At 47.8% G+C, this 21501-nt stretch carries 15 protein-coding genes; 5 read left to right on the top strand and 10 right to left on the bottom strand.

Annotated elements, in window-relative coordinates:
- Positions 1–59: 59 nt before the first annotated feature.
- Positions 60–2732, bottom strand: coding sequence for a family 78 glycoside hydrolase catalytic domain (locus ACAN56_RS28500; RefSeq protein WP_379147081.1), 2673 nt, complete (start codon positions 2730–2732; stop codon positions 60–62).
- A 134-nt stretch (positions 2733–2866) separates the two neighbouring features.
- On the opposite strand from ACAN56_RS28500, the gene ACAN56_RS28505 reads away from it, so the two are divergent.
- Complete coding sequence (locus ACAN56_RS28505; protein WP_379147084.1) at positions 2867–3739, top strand: helix-turn-helix domain-containing protein; 873 nt, start codon at positions 2867–2869, stop codon at positions 3737–3739.
- Between the two features lie 449 nt (positions 3740–4188).
- Here ACAN56_RS28505 and ACAN56_RS28510 read toward each other — a convergent pair whose 3' ends face one another.
- The 6 genes from ACAN56_RS28510 to ACAN56_RS28535 all read right to left on the bottom strand — a co-directional run bounded on the left by ACAN56_RS28510 (position 4189) and on the right by ACAN56_RS28535 (position 12244).
- The gene (locus ACAN56_RS28510; RefSeq protein ID WP_052092070.1) at positions 4189–6450 is read right to left on the bottom strand and encodes an amylo-alpha-1,6-glucosidase; all 2262 of its coding nucleotides are present in this window, start codon (positions 6448–6450) and stop codon (positions 4189–4191) included.
- A gap of 33 nt (positions 6451–6483) precedes the next feature.
- Complete coding sequence (locus tag ACAN56_RS28515; RefSeq protein ID WP_379147086.1) at positions 6484–8331, bottom strand: glycoside hydrolase family 13 protein; 1848 nt, start codon at positions 8329–8331, stop codon at positions 6484–6486.
- 46 nt (positions 8332–8377) lie between these two features.
- Positions 8378–9571 (bottom strand): MFS transporter, encoded by a 1194-nt coding sequence (locus ACAN56_RS28520; RefSeq protein ID WP_379147089.1) that lies wholly within the window; start codon positions 9569–9571, stop codon positions 8378–8380.
- A 153-nt stretch (positions 9572–9724) separates the two neighbouring features.
- Positions 9725–10027, bottom strand: a complete 303-nt coding sequence (locus ACAN56_RS28525; RefSeq protein WP_379147091.1) for an ArsR/SmtB family transcription factor — start codon at positions 10025–10027, stop codon at positions 9725–9727.
- Positions 10028–10058: 31 nt separating this feature from the next.
- Positions 10059–11258, bottom strand: a complete 1200-nt coding sequence (locus ACAN56_RS28530) for a GNAT family N-acetyltransferase (RefSeq protein ID WP_038591657.1) — start codon at positions 11256–11258, stop codon at positions 10059–10061.
- An 80-nt stretch (positions 11259–11338) separates the two neighbouring features.
- A complete protein-coding gene (locus tag ACAN56_RS28535) occupies positions 11339–12244 on the bottom strand; it encodes an NAD(P)/FAD-dependent oxidoreductase (RefSeq protein WP_038591654.1) in 906 nt (301 codons plus the stop codon).
- Between the two features lie 234 nt (positions 12245–12478).
- On the opposite strand from ACAN56_RS28535, the gene ACAN56_RS28540 reads away from it, so the two are divergent.
- Together ACAN56_RS28540 and ACAN56_RS28545 are read left to right on the top strand one after the other, a co-directional pair.
- Entirely contained in the window at positions 12479–13528 is a 1050-nt protein-coding gene (locus tag ACAN56_RS28540; protein ID WP_038591651.1) for an ArsR/SmtB family transcription factor, read from the top strand.
- A 151-nt stretch (positions 13529–13679) separates the two neighbouring features.
- The gene (locus ACAN56_RS28545) at positions 13680–15392 is read left to right on the top strand and encodes an ABC transporter ATP-binding protein (protein ID WP_379147094.1); all 1713 of its coding nucleotides are present in this window, start codon (positions 13680–13682) and stop codon (positions 15390–15392) included.
- 136 nt (positions 15393–15528) lie between these two features.
- On the opposite strand, the gene ACAN56_RS28550 is transcribed toward ACAN56_RS28545, so the two are convergent.
- Both ACAN56_RS28550 and ACAN56_RS28555 read right to left on the bottom strand, forming a co-directional pair.
- Positions 15529–16344, bottom strand: a complete 816-nt coding sequence (locus ACAN56_RS28550; RefSeq protein WP_379147096.1) for a GNAT family N-acetyltransferase — start codon at positions 16342–16344, stop codon at positions 15529–15531.
- Between the two features lie 13 nt (positions 16345–16357).
- The gene (locus tag ACAN56_RS28555; RefSeq protein WP_379147099.1) at positions 16358–18538 is read right to left on the bottom strand and encodes a PEP/pyruvate-binding domain-containing protein; all 2181 of its coding nucleotides are present in this window, start codon (positions 18536–18538) and stop codon (positions 16358–16360) included.
- Positions 18539–18936: 398 nt separating this feature from the next.
- Here ACAN56_RS28555 and ACAN56_RS28560 point away from each other — a divergent pair, with 398 nt between their 5' ends.
- Positions 18937–19734 (top strand): YheC/YheD family protein, encoded by a 798-nt coding sequence (locus ACAN56_RS28560; protein WP_052092069.1) that lies wholly within the window; start codon positions 18937–18939, stop codon positions 19732–19734.
- Positions 19735–19873: 139 nt separating this feature from the next.
- Entirely contained in the window at positions 19874–20464 is a 591-nt protein-coding gene (locus ACAN56_RS28565) for a P-loop nucleotide/nucleoside kinase family protein (RefSeq protein WP_038591640.1), read from the top strand.
- A gap of 90 nt (positions 20465–20554) precedes the next feature.
- On the opposite strand, the gene ACAN56_RS28570 is transcribed toward ACAN56_RS28565, so the two are convergent.
- Complete coding sequence (locus ACAN56_RS28570; RefSeq protein ID WP_379147101.1) at positions 20555–21376, bottom strand: AraC family transcriptional regulator; 822 nt, start codon at positions 21374–21376, stop codon at positions 20555–20557.
- Between the last annotated feature and the right edge of the window lie 125 nt (positions 21377–21501).

Here is a 21501-nt window from a genome sequence, read left to right on the forward strand (position 1 = left end):
GCTCTCACTGTGGAGTAAGAACCTGACACTGCCGAGTCTGAACAGAGCAATTACGGCATTTACAAAGGATACCCGTAAGTAAATTGGTAGCTGCCCGATCCCATTTCTATTTGCACACCAGTTTCTGCAGGCAATGTGCTGTAGATGCCTTCAGCCTGCTCCACCGGAACGCGGCTCTCAAGCAATCCCTGCAGCGCTGCTCCCGGAAGTATAACTACCGCACTTGTATTTGCGGGGACCGTAATCTGAACTTCCATGCCGCCATCCTCCAGCCGCCGCCATGACGAAGCCACTGTGCCATACATGGTTTCTAGGCTGGCTTTGGCGAAATCCATGCCTTGGCCCGGTCTCGGACGGATATGAACCTTCTTAAATCCCGGCTCAGCTTCGTCCGGCCCGATTCCGGCAACATAACGGTACAGCCATTCTCCTATTGCTCCGTATGCGTAGTGATTAAAGGAGTTCATGTCTGCACTCCAGAAGCTGCCGTCCTCCTTGATCCCGTCCCAATGCTCCCAGATCGTAGTTGCCCCTTTAGTCACTTGATAGAGCCAGGATGGAAAATCCTTCTGAAAGAGCAGCTTGTAGGCAAGGTCGTTGTGCCCGCTGTCACTAAGTACAGGATTCAGATAAGGCGTGCCGACAAAACCTGTCGTCAGATGATCTCCGGCTTCGGCGAGCAGTTCTGCCAGTTTCAGGATTGCCTGCTCCTTTGCTGCCCCGTCTATAAGATCAAAGCGCAGCGCCAACACCTGAGCCGTTTGGGTAGGGACGGATATCTGCCCGTCTGGATTCACATATTCTCCGTGGAAGGCTTCAAGGATTCTACGCTGTAATTCGCGGTAATCATCGGCATCCTTTGTATTTCCCAGCGCGGTAGCAGCTTTAATTGTCAGTGAAACCGAATAGGCATAAAATGCGGTAGCTACGTAATTGGGATCTGTGGCTCCAACATAGCTGTCCGGCTTTGAATCCAGCGCCAGCCAGTCCCCGAAATGAAATCCGGTATTCCACAAATTAGGATTGTCTCCCTGGGCGCGAATATATCCCACCCAGCTTTTCATACTCTCATACTGTTCTGCTAGAAGCCGTTTGTCGCCGTACATTTCATAGATCGTCCATGGACAGACTGCAGCTGCATCACCCCAAGCTGCCGACGAGTTGCTTGTCTCTCCCCAGCCGTCAGAGAAAGCTTCCGTCAGGTTGGGAACATAAAACGGAATGCCTCCTTCAGGGGTCTGATCCGCCTTCAAATCCCGCAGCCATTTGGTGAAGAACGGCGCAGTGTTCATCAGATACGAAGCTGTACGGACAAACATCTGCGCATCACCGGTCCAGCCGAGCCGTTCATCCCGCTGCGGGCAGTCGGTTGGCACATCCAGAAAGTTCCCCTTCTGCCCCCAAAGAATATTGTGATGCAGCTGGTTCACCAAGGGATCCGAACACTGGAAGTCCCCGGTACGCTCCATATCTGAATGCACCACCACACCTGTGAAATCCTCAAGTTGAACGGTTTCCGGGAAGCCTGTAAGCTTCACATAACGAAACCCCTGGAAGGTGAAATGAGGCTCATAGCTCTCTATTTCATCACCCTTCAGCGTATAGCGGATGAGCTGCGTCGCACTACGGATATTTTCCCGGTAGAAATTGCCGTCCCCGTCCATTATTTCGGCATGCTGAAGTTCAACGGTCTCCCCGGCCTTCCCCTGTACCGAAAATTTGAGCCAACCGACCATGTTCTGCCCCATATCCAGAACTTTATCGCCTTGGGGAGTTGTCAGCAGTGCAATAGGCTGCAGACTCTCATTCCGGGTTACAGGAACATTTTCCTGTGCCACAATAATATCTTTGGAATGCCCGATGACAGCAACGGGATGCCAGCCTGCTTCCGGTGTACTCATAAGATTACGCTCCAGCCGTGCATCGTAAGTCTCACCCATATAGATATCCGACATGCGGATCGCGCTTTCTGCCGCCTCCCAGCCTTGCCCGGTATGGATGCGCTGCGTACTGCCATCCGTATATTTTATATGAAGTTCCAGTAAAAGCGCTGTTGTTGATCCATAGATTTTTTTCTCCTTTTTCCATCCCAGATGTCCCTTGTACCAGCCATTCCCCAGCAGTGCGCCTAGCACATTTGTCCCCCCGGACAGGAGATTGGTTACGTCATACGTTTGATACTGTAAGCGTTTACCGTAACTCGTCCAACCGGGAGTGAAATAGTGATTTCCGACACGCCGGCCGTTCAACTGCAGCTCATACAGACCCAGTGCGGTAACATAAATTCTTGCACTTGCAACCGTCCCTTTAAGCTCAACGAATGTACGAAGCTGCGGGCAAACCTCGGAATCTTCAGTGAAATACTCGGTTGGAGCACTGATCCACTCTCCCTCCCATAGCTCACCCATTAGCCCGGTTTCAAAAAATGCAGTCTCCGACCAGCGGGAGCACACTCCGGTTTGATCCCATGCCCTAACTTGGTAATAGTAACGCGTGCGCGCGTCCGGCTTCACCTGATCTAGCGCGACATGAATGGACTGCGATGACTCCACTCTGCCGGAATCCCAGCGCATTTCACGGTAGCTGCTATCCACAGCAACCTGAATCTGGTAAGCAGCCTGTTTGCAATCTCTGCGATCCGTTACCAGCTGCCAGCTGATTTGGGGTGCAGCGAGATCGATGCCGAGCGGGTTTTGTTTGTACTCACAGCGAAGTTTTTCTATTGCGAACATATCGGTGTGATCCTCCCTCTATAGCTATAATTTAATCATTGCTCTATAATTATAGCTTCGGTACCGCTTTCATTACCCGGCAATACGGTCAATATATCCCTGAAATCATGCCATTTTTTATAGGAGGAGATTACATGCAACGATCCGCACAATTGTTCAAAAGCGAGAGTTTGTTGCAGAACAATCTGCACTTGCTGGTCAACCGCTACGCGGAAAACTTCTTCGCTCCTTATCACTCCCATGACTTTATTGAATATTGCTACGTCGCTGAAGGGCGGGGTTTTCATCACATTGATCAAGCTGTGATTCCGGTTCGCAAAGGCATGCTGTTCGTGATTCCGGTGGGCGTTTCCCACGTGTTCCGGCCGGCCACATCTCATCCAGAACAGGACCGTTTGATAGTCTATAACTGTCTTTTTGATGATCATATGGTGGACCGTTTGTCCGCCCTGCTGCAAGAAGAATCACCAATTATAGAACATCTGCAGTCACTCGGCAGCAGGGGATCAGCTTATTTTTCCGTCTCGGATTGGGACGGCTCGATAGAGAAACTAATGCTGAATCTCCACCGCGAAATGTCTGTGCCTGGCATCGGCTCCGTAACTATGCTGCAAACACTGCTGAGCCAGCTGATAGTCACCGTATACAGACAACTATATGCGGATCAAGACAGGTCTACAATCGAGGCTTCCGATTTCGCCCAGGTCATTCTATTTATGGAGCAGAAGCTTTCCGAGGGAATCACTCTTACCCATTTGGCCCAAATGTCCCGCTGGAGCAGCCGACATCTTCAACGTATGTTTCTCAAACATACCTGCCAGTCCTTTGGCTCCTATCTGCAGCATCTGCGGATTCAAAAAAGCTGCGAACGGTTGCGCACCTCTGATCTCAAGATCAGCATGATTGCCGAGTCGGTAGGATACCGGGATATTGACACTTTTAACTCCGTATTCAAGAAAATTGTCGGTGAGCCGCCAATGGCCTATCGAAAGCGACATCGAACGTAACCTTTCCTCTATCAAAAGTGGAAACGGCCTCGCCTTCCTCATATAAATTATATTTTTAAAAAACCGCCCAAAAGGGCGGCTTCAACATTCTTTTGTTCTAAGGCGTATCTTCAAACCGCTTCCCCGCCAAAACCTGCTGCTGTATGCCCTAAGGAATCATGGGTGCTCTGAGCACGAACGGACCGAATTGCACTTATTTAGGGCTTTTAGCCTGTTACAGTAGGACAACGGACTCCAGCGCAGTTATTTCTCCCTGCTGGCCGTTTTTAGATAGAATGCAGAGCAGATAAGGTCGCCTGGGTCCGCAAAAGAGAATAAACAGGGGTTTCACTCTCCATAGCGCCTCCTGAGCCCGTTACGAATAAACAAACCCGCTGCGGGCTTTAGGGCCCCTACTTTCAATACTAAATCTCTGCTTCCCCAAAGCTCTTCCAGTTTGAAGATATCCTCTAGTCACTCGGGCTTTCTGCTGAAACATTGTACCGCCGCATCACCGGATGCGCATTCAGAGGCAACGGCTCTGCAAATTTGACATCCTTAAAGATCTGATCGCTTTGCGACTGCCACCGTGTTCTCTCTTCTGATTGTGGGATGACAGTGCTTGTAATGATCTTACCCTCCGCATCACGCTGAGTAATCTTTAATGTATGCTCAGTCCGGTTAATCTCCAGCATGGTATTGGATTCAACCTCTATTCTCGCGATCTCAAAAGGCAAAATATCAATAATTACAGTCAGCCCAATTCCATTAAAGCTGTATTGATAGGTCTGTCCGAAAGCTTCCGCGGAATAGGCTGCATTAATACTGCCGTTACCTACTTTGACCTGATAGTGCAACTCTTTGATCTCTTCAGGGATTCTTGGTGCAAGCGTAAGCGTGCGGCGGATCATATCCGGCCGGATGCCAAGAAAATATTGGTACCAGACCCGCAGCTGCTCCGCATTGGACCAGGCCTGCAAATAAGCTCCAGTTAGCTTCGCCCAGTCCTCACCCTCCTGAGGGTAAGCATCCAGATTCTCACTCAGTCCTCCGACTACACCCAGATTCAGCGCTTGCCAGTTCATATTTCGGAACAGCTTGTATGCCGTTTCTGGCTGGCCTGCTTCAATCATCCGCTGCATGGCGATGCCGTTTAACCAGGTCCATACCGCGCCGTTGTGATAAGCTTCATCTTTGTGATAAAGCTCCGTTAAGTGAAAGGGATGGAACAACGGATGCTGACGGTCTAGTGAGGCAACTCCCCAAGGATAAGCCAGTTCCTCCCATGCGGTGCGGATAACTTTGCTCTTATATTCACTGTCTTCGAGCATATCCAGAGCAAACAGCTGGTTCGGACGCAAGGAGAATTCCGCTTCGCCCTCCGCAGTCAACCGGTCTGCCAGATAAGGATGTGCCTGATCACGGAAATCCAGCTCGAAATTGCCTTTTAACTTCTCAGCAATGGCATCCCATTTGGCTGCATTTTCTTGATCGTTCATAACCTCCGCAAAATATACGCCCGCACGAAGCTGATTGTACCAAAGCGCTTGTATATCATTGGCCCGGGTATCCCTTGGCGAATAAGAATTCAGATCGGCATCGCGGGCATCCATCCACGTTTCATTGTCTTTATGTGTAAGATATCCTTTGTCATCCACCCAGTTGCGGATCGATCCTTCTATACTGTTCTGCACCGCCGGGTATAGCTGTGTGATGATTGCAGTGTCACCGGAGTATTTTACATAATCCTGCAGCTGGATAATAAAACGTGGTGTACCGTCAGTGGTATGGTAATCAATGTTCTGGGGAGCGAGAATATTCGGCACTCTGCCGAAAGTTCTGGACGACTCCTCCGTATCCTGAAATTCCGCAAAAGATAGCAGGATATGCTTGGCCGTCTCAAATTGTCCGCTAACGAGCGCTGCACCCGGAAGAGCAATAAATTGATCGCGCCCCCAGTACTCATTGAACCAGGGCAGACCGGCGTAAATCCCCTCTCCCTGCTGCCTTGTCACCAATTGATCCATCGTGAGATTCAGCCAATTCAGCGCAAGGGTGAGCGACTCCGAGCTGGAATCCACATATACATTATGGTTCAAAAAGTCTTCCATCCGCTTCACACGATCCGCTTTCCAGCGGACAGCATGTTTCTGGGCATCCTGAATCAAGGCAGTTGCCTCAGCGGCCGATTTGCCAACCGCAATGTAAAAGCCGTCTGAGTTGCCAGAGCTGGTTACAATCCCGTTGTCCATAGACAGCGGCTGGATGTTCTTGGAGCTTACAGCAATAATCCAGTCTCCCTCCATGGAGGCAAACAAAGCAATCTGATGATTTAGTGCTATACATTCAACATTCTCACCGTTTATGACAATTCCGGCAGCCTGCCCGGAGCCGCCTTCCAGACTTACTTCTATTACATTTTTATAATCAAACATCCAGAGCTCTTCGGTCAGTTCCCCGTGTTTGCGAAGCATTTTATAGGGATACACCCAGACATCCGACTTTTGATTATCTAGCTTTTGCTTATCTATATATAGAGAATATCCGCCGAAAATTCTGTTCTTGGCCACATTGAATCCTTCAAAATGGGCATGCTCCGGATGATTCGTCAGGTGCGATTGAGTGAAGTAAAAGGCCGCTTCCTTATTGGTAAAAGAAATGCCGCGATTGGCGTCTTGTGGTACAAACATTGTCATCGATTCTAGAATAGCTGGTTTGCCCTCTGCATTCATTAACATTAACCTCCATAATAATTACGTTTCACTTTATTGAACCAGCAACCGGAAGGAGTAAGGTTCCATGCTGATTTCATCTGATAAGCGAACGGATTCTCCGGCAAAAATGTCCTGAAGCACCTGATCCTTCAGTTCAACGGGAAGGTTGAGGCTTGCCGCCACCGGTGAATTATGAATCAGCACATACAGTGTGCTGCCTTGTGATTCTTTTGAATAAATCAAGCTTCCGGTCTCATCATCAATGGACAGCCATGAGATATCAGTTTCCTTGAACACGTTGTATTGCTTTCTTAATTCAATCAACCGGCGGATGGTCTGATAGAGATCCTGGTTTTGCTTCGCAGTATCCCACGGCATACATTGCCGGTTGTGGTGTTCATCCCCACCCAGACCCACTTCGCCACCATAATAAATGCTTGGGGAACCACCGTACGTAAGCTGGAAGACATAGGCTAGCTTCACCAGTTCTGCATTGTCCCCGCAGATGTGGAGAACTCGTGCGGTATCATGGCTGTCCAGCAGGTTGAACATATTTTGCATCACAGGTTTGGGATAGCTGACGAGCAGCCCGTTAATCGCATATACAAAATCTGCTGCTGTAAACCGTTCCTGATTCTGAAGATGGACCCCGAAGAAACGGGTAACTGCTGCCGTGAACTCATAGTTCATAACCGAATCGAACTGGTCGCCCTGTAGCCAAGGGTTGGAGTAAAACCAGTTTTCACCGAGAATATAGATCTCTTTGTTAATGCCTTTGATTTTTTTGCGGAATTCCCGCCAGAAATCATGGGGCACTTCATTGGCAACATCCAGCCGCCAGCCGTCTATATTATATCGCTCAGTCCAATACACCGCTACACTCAGCAGGTACTCTCTTGCTTCTGCATTTTCTGTATTCCATTTTGGCATATTTTCGGCAAATCCAAAAGTCCGGTAGTTCAGATGTGCTCCCAAATCATCGTCATCCGCCGTAGCCGCCATAGAATTTGATACCACAGGTTTGTCCGGGTCCATAATATAAAAGTAATCAAAGTAGAGCGAGTCTTGTCCATTCTTCAATACATCCTGCCAGAAGGGATGCTCATGCCCGCAGTGGTTGAACACGGCATCCAACATCACTTTAATGCCCCGCTTGTGCGCCTCCTCCACCAGCAGTCCAAAGCTCTCATTGTCGCCAAACTGGGGGTCGATCCGGAAATAATCTTTGGTGTCGTATTTATGCGAGCTAGGTGACTCAAAGATAGGCGTAAAGTAAATCCCATCACAACCAAGACCCCGGATATAATCCAGCTTCTCTGTCACGCCCTGCAGATCCCCGCCAAATTTCTTCTCAGGGCCGTCCAGTTCATCGCTGCCCCAAGCGAGCAGATTATCCTGTTCTCCGGCAGCTCCCCTGTTGAACCGGTCCGGGAAAATCTGATACCACACGGTATCCCTTACCCAAGCGGGTGCCCTATATAGGTCATCTTCGAGAATATAGGGATAATTGAAATAATTCGTATGGTCGGCAGGCGGCGTCGAGTCTTCCTGCAGCGGGATGAAGCTATGGGATCCGGCAAAACACAGCTCCTGCCCGTCATCCAATATAAAGCCATAGCGGATTCTGCTCCATTTGAACCCCGGCACCTCTGCAAACCAGCAATCATGCAGACGGGTAACATATTCCTTCTTCATCTCCACAGGCTGTATGGTTTTTACTGCAAACTCCCACACATGTGAACCTTTGCTTACAGGCTTCCAGTTGTACGGGTCAATAGGAAGAAGCTTAACGGCTTGAATATCATCTCTTTTGGTCTTGATACGGATATGAAGGGTCTCCTGATTAACCGCATAGGAAAATGCCCCCTTCGGTTCGTGGATAAATGCTGCCAGTTCCATAATAATCGCTCCTTATAAATTAATATTAAAAGGTCAACTTATACGTTTAAGTCATTTCATTATAAGATTCTAATGAGCAGGCTGTCAATTGATGTGCGGAATCCAGACGGTAAAGCGTAAAAGCAGCAATAATCGCCAGGGCAACGCCGGCAGCACCGAACCATGTAATGGAGGACAAAGCAACTTGATTGATGGCTATGCCGCCGAGCCCCGCTCCGGCAGCCATCGCGAGCTGCATCATGGACTGATTCAGACCTAGCATAACCCCAGAGGCTTCAGGCTCAATCGTTGTTAAATAATATTGCTGTGTGGGTCCGGACGACCAGGCAGCAAATGACCATAATACCAATACGGCCAATACTCCGGCCAAAGAATCCTTAACTACAGCTAACAAGAGCAGCATTACGATATGAAGCGCCATTCCGCTGAATAAGGTACGGTGTACTCCCCAGCGGTCTGTACTGTAGCCGCCAACCTTTGAGCCAATCATACTGGCGATCCCAAAAGCCAGCAAAGCCCCGCTGATGTAACCGCTGCTTATACCTGATACTTTGAGCAGGAACGGTGACAGATACGTATAAGCGATAGAATAACCGCCAAGCCAGAAGAAAGAAATGGACAATCCGAGTGCTACTTTTGGCTTTTTCAGCAGTGCTAATTGGTTACGCAGCGGTACAGGTGAATCTCCTTTAATATTCGGTATGGTGAACGAGAGAATGATCATTGCCAAGATGCCCAGCAGAGCAATTCCGCCAAACACAAACTTCCAACCCAGGATATCCGCGGTCATCCGTCCCAGAGGGACTCCGATAATAAGCGATGCCGTAAATCCCATGACGACCGTTGCGATGGAGCTGGCCTGTTTGCCTTCAGGAGCGATTTTGGCAGCAATATTTAAGGCCGTAACCACGACTACTCCGGCTCCAAGCGCCATCAGGATGCGTGCAGCCACGAATAGTCCATACCCAGGCAGCACGAAAGCAAGAATGTTGGATACAACAAATACACCGAGTGCAGAGACGATTAATTTGCGGCGGTCCATGCTTGCTGTCAAAGCCATAAGCACAGGTGTGCAAAGCGCATATACCAGTGAGAAAATCGTAATCAGTTGACCTGCAGACGCTAGCGATACACCAAACGAAAGTGAAACCTTATCTAAAATACCGGATAAAATGTATTCCGAGGTTCCGACTAAAAAACTAATGATGGCGAGTGTGTATATCTTCCAGTTCGTAGACATATGTAATGTTCAGCTCCTAAGTTGTTGTTATATATAAAGATATATCTCGAATTATAGATGTGATTAATCATGAAAAAATCTACATATTACGAATTATCGAATTGTTAACTTAAAACAAAACCGAATTCTTAGATCAAGAACTCAGTTTGTGCCTTACATTTCTTGCTTCATGTATTCAGCCATTTTGAGAATCGCTTCTTCATCCCTTTGGTAATACGTAAATTTGCCAATACGTTTGGTAGTAATAAGCCCTGCTCTCTGCAGTATCGAAAGATACTGGGAGGCTGTTGATTGGGTCATATTCAGCTTATCGGTAATTTGACTGACACATACCCCGGTTTCCGTCATATCAATCCCTTCATGGGGCGTAAAATGAACATCAGGCTCCTTGAGCCATTGCAGGATTTGAATCCGCGATTCATTGGACAACGCTTTAAAAACATCTATAGGTTTCATGAAGTTTATTATATCGATAATTTGCGATATGTCAATTCTCCATTCCAGAAATTCGGGAGACCGGTATTCGTATTTCAAAAATTCCATCATGAATGAAATTAGCAGCGTCTTGCTGCACATATACAACAATCCGTCCATCCAGCAGATACCAGCCAGTACTGGAGGTTTCGATTCCCGGAAACTGAAGCGGTGCGAAAGGGCCTGCTTCCCCGGAAGCAATCTTCAGGTTAATATACTGATTAATCTGTGTCTGGTAATTCGGATTATTCCCTGCAAGCTGCTGCAGTGACAGCTCCTCTCCTGTGGCGAGATCGAAGGTCCAGCTGTACCGGATGCTTTTGTCCTGCTTGGATTCGCCCATATATTGATAAGTATCCGCGTACAGACTGAGCAGGCCCTTTTCATTGTAAGCGATCGTCCACTCCACTTGGAGCCCGTAGGGTAAGATATGCGCGTAGTCTATAATTTTGTCCTTGTTGGGATGTGCTGCCCAAGCTTGCGCAAGCTCTTGCTCGGCCTGTGTTTTCCAGCCTTCTGCCTTGTTCTGGAGGAAGTGATTAATCTTATCAATACCCTCTTTGTGCGCAGAACCGGAAAGAACGGGATAACGGATAGAAAATGAATAAGGCTCTGTAGTTACCGCCAGCTCACCGGAAGCGGAAATCGTCAGCTCATTTTCCGGACGTGAATGGAGGAGATAGCTGTTTTTGCCCTTCAGCACAATATCATAACCTGACATTGTAGCCAGCTGGCGGAGCGGCACATACGTGGAACCCTCTCTGACAAACGGTGTTTTGGCTGAAGAAGTTAGGCCGTTGACACTATAAGAACTATTGTAAAGAGTAAGCTTGATCACGCGCCGCGGTTTGCTGAGCGTTAGATCACCGGTCCCGGCCTGATCTTCCACCGTATATCCCATGGCCCGGGCAATCGGCATCAGCTGGACCAACAGGGTTCCATCCGCACTGTACGCCAGTGCTTTCAGCTGTTTACCTTCAATGTTGAATGTTGTGAGAACCGGTGCATAAGGTGAGACAGTAGCGGCAACCTGAGATTTGATTGCAGAACCTGAAATTTCCTTAGCTGCTTGTTCGCCACTCATTCGGGAAACTGCTCCGGCATCGGCAGATACCCGGGCAGGTGTGGCAAGACACATACTCAATAACACGCAAGCAGCAGTAAGTCTGAAAGTGCGGCCTTGTTTCTGTGACTTTTGAATAGGCAGTGACATGGTAAACCCTCCGTTTCCATTACTTACCTATAGACGAAGAATTGCTTGTTTTGTTTCGGTAACTAACCGGAAAGAAGATTTCAACTGTTGAAATCTTCCTCTGTCAGATCCATATTTACGTTCATACCAATTCGGCTGCCGTCGGCTGCGGCAAAAATCAATTGGGAAGGCGCGAAATACGAAGCATCACCTGCGGCATATACACCGGAGACAGAAGCTTGTCCCTTGTCATCTGTCCGAATCCCTCCAAGCTCCGTTATTTCACAGCCTAATTGCTCTCCTAACGTTGAGCTTTGCACAAGTTTCGGAGCTACAAAGCCGCCGGTTCTGGCCACACTAGTTCCATCTGCAAAACGAATGTGCTCAAGCCGGCCGTTCTGGCCGTGGAAAGCCGCAACCGGTTGTTCGATCACGACGATTCCTCTAGATTCAAGCTGCTGTCTTTGCTCATCGGTCAAGGACGCCTGGCCATGTGTACACACAAGCAAATCCTTGCTCCAATTGAGGAGCAGCTTAGCCATATGGAATACGGTCGGATACTCAGAGACAATGGCCAATGGTTGATCCCTCAGCTCCCATCCGTCACAATAAGGACAGTTAAACAGGCTTTTACCGTATAAAGGACGCAAGCCTTCGATCTCCGGAAAGATCTCCTTTAGACCCGTCGCCAGGATCAGCCTCCGGGCTTGAACACGGACTCCTCCCAAATCCTCTATCTCAAATCCACCTTGCGCTTGAGAGACCGAGACCACTTCGAACGGCAAATGGTCTACAGACGGATAACGCTGCAGTTCCTCATGTGCCACGCGCCTGAACTCAGCCGGTGTTACTCCATCCCTTGTAATAAAACCGTGAGACGCATGCGTAACAGCATTTCTAGGCCGGTTGTTGTCGATCAGAGCCACACTTCTCCTTGCTCTGCCAAGCACTAGGGCTGCATTCAGCCCGGCAGGTCCCCCACCGATAATCGCGCAATCGTAAATCATAAATCTCATCCTCCTTGATGGCTATTAAAGACTTTTTATATCCGGGAATACAACATATTTTTACCCTTGAAGTGCTAACCTAGACTTTCAGATCTTAAGTTCTTATATTAAAGGACTTACTATATCTATAATATCTTTATATTTGCGACTGTCAAGTTGAAACTTGATAATCCTATTTAATGAAAATATAATGAATTAGATAAGCACCAAACTAATAAAACCTATGGAGGACCTATGAACCTCAACATTCATGAACAGTTGGATCCCGTCTTTGAGACCTTGGGTTTGCTCTACGTCAGTTGCCATGTGGAGACTTACAAGAAAGGGACGATTGAAGACCTGAACAAATTCGGGCTGGACGGAGAAGCCTTTTACAGCAAACATTTGAAAATAGTAGACAAGTACATCCATACCTTTCTTAAATATCGTGTACTTGGTAAGGAAGCGGACTTCTTTTTCGGGGATGAAAATGACTCCTTCTTCTCCGTTCTACATCTGCTGCTCAGTGAAAATACGGCTTGGCTAAACTCGCTTGCAGAAGTGCCGGATGAGGTGCTTCATGAAGAAATATGGAAGATCCTGCTCGACATGGAGGTCATGCAAAATTACCAACTGCAGAAAACCTCACCTTCCGGAAGTCTATCTTTGGCTGATATCATCACCTTCCTGAGCGACAGTCCTCTTGAAGAAGGGATGAAATGGAAAATGTTGAGGCTGCTGCAGCAGCCGCGTACACAAATCCAGGCGCTTGCCCGGATCATCAACAATAACTTGTCTGCATTTGAGCAGGTGTGCCAGGAACTGGAGAAGCCGCTGAATAAGCTGATTTCCAAGTATGTTCAATCCGTGCAAAGGCAGGACGATGTACAATTTATTAAGCTGGTGGAGATGTTCAGCGATGCACCCTCTGTCCATCCATCCTTAATTGTTCCGCTTGGGCAGGTGATGTTCGCCAAGCATTGCTACTATGGCCTGTTCGTCGATCTGCTTCCGGTAGCCAGCAAGGGCCATGCCGATTCCAAAGATTTTCTGCTGCTTCGGATGAAGGCACTCGGGGACAACAGCAAGCTGCAAATCCTGGCGTCGCTCAAGGTCAGTCCGAAATACAATCTGGAAATTGCAGATCAGATGGGCTTAACTGCTGCCACCATGTCTCATCATATGAATGTGCTGCTGGCCTGCGGTATGGTCGGAATTGAGAAAAAAAACGGCAAGGTGTATTATCATCTGGACTCTGACAACTTGCGGCAGTTAATTGCTGACCTTGAACATTTTCTGCTATAGCATTGACAGACTTCCCGTGTGTTTTTAGCGGGAAGTTTTTTTGTGCGCCTGAATAAGATATCCGTCTAATATGTTTGACATAATTAATATTAATATGATACTGTCATCTTATAAATTTAATGATAATCTAATATTAGGAGTTGTCTATTTGATGAAACAGTCCATCCGTCAAAACAAAATGCTGCTTGCGGTTACCCTGCTGTTCAGTATCATTACCTCGGCAGCAGGCGTACTGGTTGCGATCATTCTGCAAAAGGTAATCGATGCCGCCATGCAGGGTGACATGTTACTTTTCAAAAAAATTCTGATCCTGTCGGTTGCTTATTTGCTGCTGCTAAGCTTGTTCGGTTTCATATATGCCATTTGCAGCAAAGCCTTGATCCGCAATCTGACCCTGTCACTGAGGGAGCGGGTATTCCGTGGAGTATTCCGCAGAAATGCAGAAGAATTCACTTCGTCCAATACGGCTGATTATTTGTCGGCACTCACCAATGACATCAAACTGCTGGAGGATAACTATATCCAACCCCTGCTGCTTACCCTGCAGAATGTTGTGGTTTTTGCCTCCTCCCTCATTGCACTCCTCTACCTGAGCCCGCTGGTTACCTTGATCCTGGTGGTATGTATGATTCTGATGTTTGCCGTCCCTTCCCTTTTCGGCAAAGCTCTGCAGGACAAACAAAGCGCCGTATCTGCCCGGATGTCCATTTTTACCACTAGCGTTAAGGATTTATTGTCGGGTTATGAAGTGATCAAATCCTATGCCATGGGCAAACACACGGAGCAGAAATTCCAGCAGGAGAACACCGCAGCCGCAAATACCCGTTTTGCTGCTGACCGGCTATTTGCCGCCAATGAGAGCCTCTCCGAAACGCTGGCTATTCTTACTCAATTTTCAGTAGTCTTTATTGCTGCTTATCTGATTATTTCCGGAGACTTCTCAGCGGGGAGCCTGGTTGCCCTTGTCCAGCTGAGCGGCGGTTTTGTGGGACCTGTACTGGTCGTGATGCAGAATCTGCCCAAAATTCAAGGTGTCAAACCCGTTGTACAACGGATCAATGATCTGGCAAGCGAAGAGGCACAGCTGAAGTCAGGGTTGCTCGAACCTGTTTTCAATGAGAATCTGGAGGTCAGCCACTTACAATTTGCCTATCAACAAGGAAATCAGGTACTTTCGGACATCAATCTTTCCCTGCAAAAAGGAAAAAAATATGCACTGGTCGGACGAAGCGGCTGCGGTAAATCTACACTAGTTAAACTGCTTAGCGGGTATTATGACAGGTATGAAGGCTCCATCACCCTTGATGGGATCAACCTCAAACAGCTTGACCCAGAGCGGCTGCAGCAAATGACAGCGACCATCCATCAGAATGTCTATATGTTCGATACGGACATTAAGCAGAATATTTGCTTGCACGAGGAATTTACCGAGGAAGTCATGGAAACAGCCCTTCGTACCAGCGGAGTCCATAAGTTCGTGGAGAAGATGCCCAGTGGACTGCTGACTACCGTTGGCGAGAACGGCTCACAGCTCTCCGGCGGCCAGCGGCAGCGGATTGCCGTTGCCCGGGCGCTGATCCGCAGCAAACCGATCCTGATTCTGGATGAAGGAACTTCCGCGATTGATATGCAGACCGCTTATGAAATCGAAAGCAGACTGCTCACGCTTAAAGAGCTGACCTTAATGACGATAACCCATAATATGAATGAGGAATTGTTGGGATTATATGATGAAATTATCTATATGGAGAACGGACGAATCGCTGAGATTGGCAGCTTCCAGGAGCTTCGCGCGCGCGGTGGCGGATTTGCAGCCTTTTGCTCATTGCACAAGGAGGATGTTGCGGAGGCGCTTCAAGCATAATCAGGTGAGATCATAGAAACAGCCAGCTCCCCATAAACCGGAGACTGGCTGTTTTCCCCTGCTAAGAAACGCTGTTAATAATAACAGGCTGAACCCTGAACGTCTTCACAACCTATAATCAATTTGATTCTACAAATTAAAGCCGGGCTGTCCAAACCGCTCTTGTCCAAGCCAGTTGAAATCCGGCCCGTTCCATATTGTTCTGGCTTGTAGAACCAAAACCCGCCTGAGCCGTTATGAGCCGACAACCTGCCAAGTGAGCCTCGTGCATCCTCTTGTGCAATAATGCAGTCTGGATCCCCCTGTTTCTGTATTCAGGAATTGTTGCGGCGAGTGTGCAGGAGGCGATATCTCCGTTTATATGCATCGCAGCCACTCCGGCCGGAAGCCCCTCCCAATAACCTGCGAAAAGCTTCCACCCCGCCCTATTCAGCAATCCTAGATTATTATTCACGAAATGAATCTTATCGGACAACGGCATGCCGGAAGCTAGGCAATGGATTTCTGCATAAGTGTCAAAGGAATTTACGTTATCAATTTCGACAATTGTTATCTTGGATGGAAGTTCAGACGGCGTTTGACGCGGCGGCCCATACAGTACAGCATGAAACCCACTCTGGTAAAGTCCATGACCGGATAACCCTTTAAAAAGCTTGGAGCTGCAATGAACAGGATCCACATCGATCTGGAAAGCTCTGTCTTTGGCAGCATAAAATCGGATGATCTCCTCCAGCTTGTCCACGTCCTGATCAGAGATTCCTTTAACGGAATTAAACAGGCTCCATGGCATGGTCCTGATATAGAAACCAGTGGTGTGGCCGAAACGGACAATCTCAACACCCTCCGGGTTACCTTCGCGTTCGCGGATGGAGTTAATTCTTGAGGTTAAATAGTCAATTTCCGACTGCTGAATTTGTTCAGCAAGACCTTGGTTCAAGACTGGCAGCTTCATGAAAGATCACTTCCTATGATGGATTTGAGTTTCGCTTCAGTATTTCAATTACTCCCCGTTTTGCATCTACCTGTACTTCATCACCATTCTGGAGAAGACTTGTCGCTGCCTCTACCTGAACAATCGCCGGAATGCCCATCTCCCGGGCAAAAATAGCTCCGTGCGATAAGAAACCGCCCACTTCGGTTACGATAGCTGCACAGGCCAAGATCGCATAAGTCAGATTGGGCGTCAGGATTGGAGCTACGATGACCGCATTCTCCGGAATCTGGTTGTAGCTTTCCCGGTCCAGCGGATTCATTAATTTAAAGACCTTTCCACTTCTGCATCCTTGCGCCACAGCTACCCCCTGCAGCTTTTGGTCTTCGGACACCTTCCGCGCATTACCGGGCTTCAGAAGTAATGGAGGGTTAATTGCTGCTGCTGCGGCAAAGCTTTTTTCCCGTTGAAGGAGTTCCGTTTCTTCCACACTTTGGCGGGCACCGGAGATCAGTTCATGTATTTCATCGGGATAGAGGAAAAATATAGACTCCCTGCTTTCTATTTTGCCGCAGTCTACTAAACGCTGAGCGATTTCGAGCAAGATTCTTCTAATAGAGGATGAACCTTTCTGGAGCAGATAATCGTCATCTTCTGTTCGGATCACGTAGGCTCTATACTCTGTTAACAGCCTATGAAATTCCGTTTTCTCGTCATGCTCCATCCGTTGCCCAATCCTGGCAGCAACTTCTTTCCAGCTTTCCTGACCTTTCCCCTCACGAGAAATCTTGCGGGTATGGAGTTCAGCTGCAATTCTGGACAACAACGTTTCCGGACTCTCGGCCAAGGTCTTCAGGTGCAGTGCCAAGGGATGTGGAAGCTCGTAGCCGTACTGGGAAATGAAAGCAGCAAATTGGTCTGCCCATGGATGAGGTTCACTGCTTCTAACCTTGTTACACAGTTCTCCAAAGTCAGGATATTTCCGCGCAGAGTTTACCAATTGGTTAAGCTGCAACGTTTTTTGATACGTGATCGTGTTCACTTCTCCAGTCAGCGAGGACAATAAAAGCGGTACGTCTGCATTCTCTCCAGCATAGCGGCTGACGAGCTGTTCCAGCTCCTTCCCTATGATGCGTCGTGCCATGAACCAGTCCCGGTTCAAATACTCACTCACATAAGACCGGTTGATCTCTACCCGAACAGCTGTCTTCTCCCATAAGTCTTCAAGTGAGGCTTGCGTAATATTTTCGTTCAGCTGTTGATCGAAGATCGGCTCGTATCTGTTTCTAAGCGCCTGCCATCTAAGCAGCATGCTTGTCCCGTCGTCCGGTTGTGAAGGCGCAGCGGCACCAACGTTCTTTTTCAGACTGATGTAAGGGTAATGCTGAACGAACCGTATATCCCAATAAGGCATTTGAAAATAATTGCCCGGATCCAGCTTCTTTACTAACGGAGTAACGGGTTCCGTGCACTGATCAAGAAGAAACCAGTCCTCTTCAAGGAAGGAGTCAGGGATATGTGCAAAATCGTAGTCCCACGAATCGGTATGGACTCCGGTTGTTACAGGACGAACCTGAAGCCAGTAAAGCGATTTGTTCTTGATGCAAAACTCCATGTCCACCTGCTGCTGCATTAGCTCCTTTGCTTTCATAATCCATGGTTCCATATGGAGCAGGAGTTGTTCGAGCAATGGGCTGGAATCGCTCCATTTGCCTTCCCGGTAATGGACCATTGGATTGGTGTCCCCGCCCACGAGAGCTTCTCCTCTTCCTTCTACAAGTTCAATGATTATTTCGGATTCTCCCGTAAGCGGGTTGCAGGAAAACAGAACACCGGAATAATCCGGTTCAATAAATGTCTGAATGATCACAGGAATTGACCCCTCATGCACTTCAGCAACTGCAGCCGGCAGCTGAGAGGAATGCTGAATAATTACGGTCTTGTATTGACCAGCCATGGACTTCATTCCGCCGTCTTCGTCGATTGCCGTGGAGCGGACGGCCCAGCCGTCAGCGGAAGGAAGCATTCTCTCCAGACGCTCAGACAGTCGATTCAACTTCTGCTGCAGTTCAGCTTCCGAACATGCGAAATAAGTTTGGGACAGCACTACACCATCGGGCACGCTGAATTGTTCGTTTATAAGCTTGGACAAATTCGAGGCTTTGTTGCCAACTTCCGCTGCTTTTAAATCCAGAGATTTCAATGATAACTCCAAGCCGCAATCCTCCTTTTACAGCTAATTTTCAAGTTCCCTAATATACCAGGCGTCACAGGCAAAATGCTCGAAACCGGCAAAAGGGGCCATCCCGCACCCGCCCGCAACCTCTCCCTCATCCTCTACAATCCAGTAGGCGCAATCATTACGGTTATTGTAAAAATGAAATAAATCACGGAGACTGTCATCTGCACATTGCCTCCAAACCCTTCTACATATTCTCTTAATTATACATGAAACTTCCGCGCATCCCCCCGTCTTTTTGCCTGTGGTTGATGACCGATGACTTACATACGATATCCTATGTGCTGAAGGCTGCGGAATGATCCATTCCCGTAAGACAGGCAATATAAGTGTGTAAAGCTATACTTCCACTATTAGAACGAGGTGACCTGCTGATGTTGTCCAAGAAAGCCGCGACCACCAAAAAAACCATTACCATTGCAAGCAAATGGTCCAAAACAAAAATGCTGCTTAACCATTCACGGCTCCGCCAATTCGTGCCCGATAGCCGGATCTATTCGTATGAAGCCCTGCAGTCCATGCTTAACAAGCATAAGATGGTATATGTAAAGCCTGTCAAAGGAACCGGAGGAAATGGTGTCATTAAAGTTATTAAGTATGGTGAACATAAATATGCCTATCACGTAGGCGAGACTCCCCGTTATTTTAAAACTTACGGCGCTCTGTTCACTTCGCTAGGCAGCAGTAAATTAAAGCGTGAATATTTGGTTCAGCAAGGGATAAATCTGCTAACTTATCAGAATCGTATCTTTGATGTGCGCATTATGACGCAAATGAACAGCACGAACCATTGGGAATGTACCGGATATATCGGGCGAATGGCACATCCTAAGAAAATCGTTACGAATTTCCACAACAGCGGAAAACCGCTTCCTCTGGAAACGCTGCTTAGTCCTTACCTGCAAGGAGACAAGAAAAAAGACTATATCAAAGGATTAAAAGCTTTAGGGGATCAGGTGGCGAAAGAATTCCATAAAAACCACAGCGGATTTAAGGAAATAGGCCTGGATATTGGATTGGATTCTGCTTTGAAGCCATGGATTATTGAGGTAAATACGCGGCCGGATGCTTATATCTTTAATCAATTGAAGGATAAAACGATGTTCCGCAGAGTGATCTACCTTAAGAAGTGGCATAAATTATTGAATTCCGGCAAGAAAGTTGTCAAATAAGGTGAACACTACCGGGTATAAAAAAGGTTGAACTTGAGCGCTCTCTTTGGCTCTGTTCAACCTTTTTTTGGATTGCAAAAAATGATAGGATATACTGGTTGAGGTGTGAACTGAATCGGGATTTGAGGAGAGCAGAATGATGAATAAACTGGTATTTTTTCTGGGACCGGCAGGTGCGGGCAAAACGACGCTGGCCAAAGCGGTAGCCTCGCGCCGCAAAGCCGCCTTCTTCGATATGGATATTCTGCTGCGGCCGGCGGCGGACGCCATCATGACCATGCATGGTCTGGACCCGACTGACAGAGATTCCGCAGAATATAAAAGACTTTGCCGCGACCTCGGTTACCGCATTACGATGGACGCCGCACTTGATAATATCGGCCTGAATAGCGATGTATTCGTGGTTGGACCCTTTACCAAGGAAGCAGCAGACCCAGACTGGATTAGCAGTGAGTTGTCCCGGATCGGTCTTACGCTGCCCGAGGTTGAGGTCAAGGTTGTTCTGGTCGGACTGGCCAACGAGGATTTGTACCGGGAACGCATTCAAGGCAGGCACTCGTCTTTGGATGACTGGAAATTTCAGCATTGGCAGGAATTCCGGTCTTCGCTTGGCAGCCGCACTGTCGCGTGGCCGCTGCCCGCGTCGAATGTCGCAATGATCGACAACTCAAATCCGGAGATCGAAGATACAGTAAGGACAGTTGAGCATTTTATTTATGCAGCACAATGAATGAACGAAAGGCAGCCGTGGGCTGCCTTTTTTTGTTATGCAGTATTCATGAAAGGTCCAGCTCCGATTATATCCCCCCTGCATTCACCTTTAATCCAAACCATGCAATCGTTTAAAATCCTCAGGCTTCATCCCTGTCACCCGTTTAAACACCGCACAAAAGTAGCTGGCATTCTCAAAACCGACATCCCGGGCAATTTCGTAGATTTTTTTACCGCGAACGTTAAACATTAATTGCTTGCTCCGGTTAATCCGCTGTTTATTAATGTACGTTACCGGCCGCTCATGAACCGTGTGCTGAAACAGCCGGCACAAATACTGCGGCGATACTGCAGCTACTTCTGCCAGTTCTTTTAACTGAAGCGGCCGGTGCAAATGGAGTTCTATATAGCGCAGGACGGGCTTAATCCGTTCCATTTCATCTTCCTCGCTGGAAGAAGGCAGCAGTTTGCGTTTCAGATCCAACAGCAATGCGTACAGCAGCTTGGAGCATTCCAGATCATCTTCAAGCGGATGTTCATTAGACAAAAGAAGCATCTCCCGCAAAGGCTCCAAAAGTGCTTCGTCTCTTAATCTCCCGGGTCCAGACTCGCGTATTCCTGCGTACATCAGCATCTGGGCAGCTTCCCTGCCGCTAAATGAAATCCACGCCAGCTTCCACTCCCTGCTAACCGGAGTATAGAAATGCGGAATTTCAGGATATAGAAAAAACACTTCCCCGGGGCCTACGATGTAACTTTTGTCATTAATATTCAGTTCACCTTTGCCTTCAAGCACCTGATGCATCTGATAATCCGGAAAACCGGCCGGACGCAAAGTTTCAGCCTGATGCTCCCAATATCCGATGGTTGTGGCATATAAGGGCAGCAGCATCGTCTCATCAGTTTGGCAAAAAATCATTTTGCTTTTCACAAGGATTCTCCGTTTCTAATTGTTGCTTCTATATTAGCCTTCATTTCTAGCGAAAGAAAGCCCTATTTAGTTTCATATTGTGTTATTTGATAAGAATATCATTATATATACCTTGAGCCTTTCTC

Origin of the sequence: Paenibacillus paludis, from assembly GCF_042610515.1 — a bacterium.
Classification (GTDB): Bacteria; Bacillota; Bacilli; order Paenibacillales; family Paenibacillaceae; genus Paenibacillus_AQ.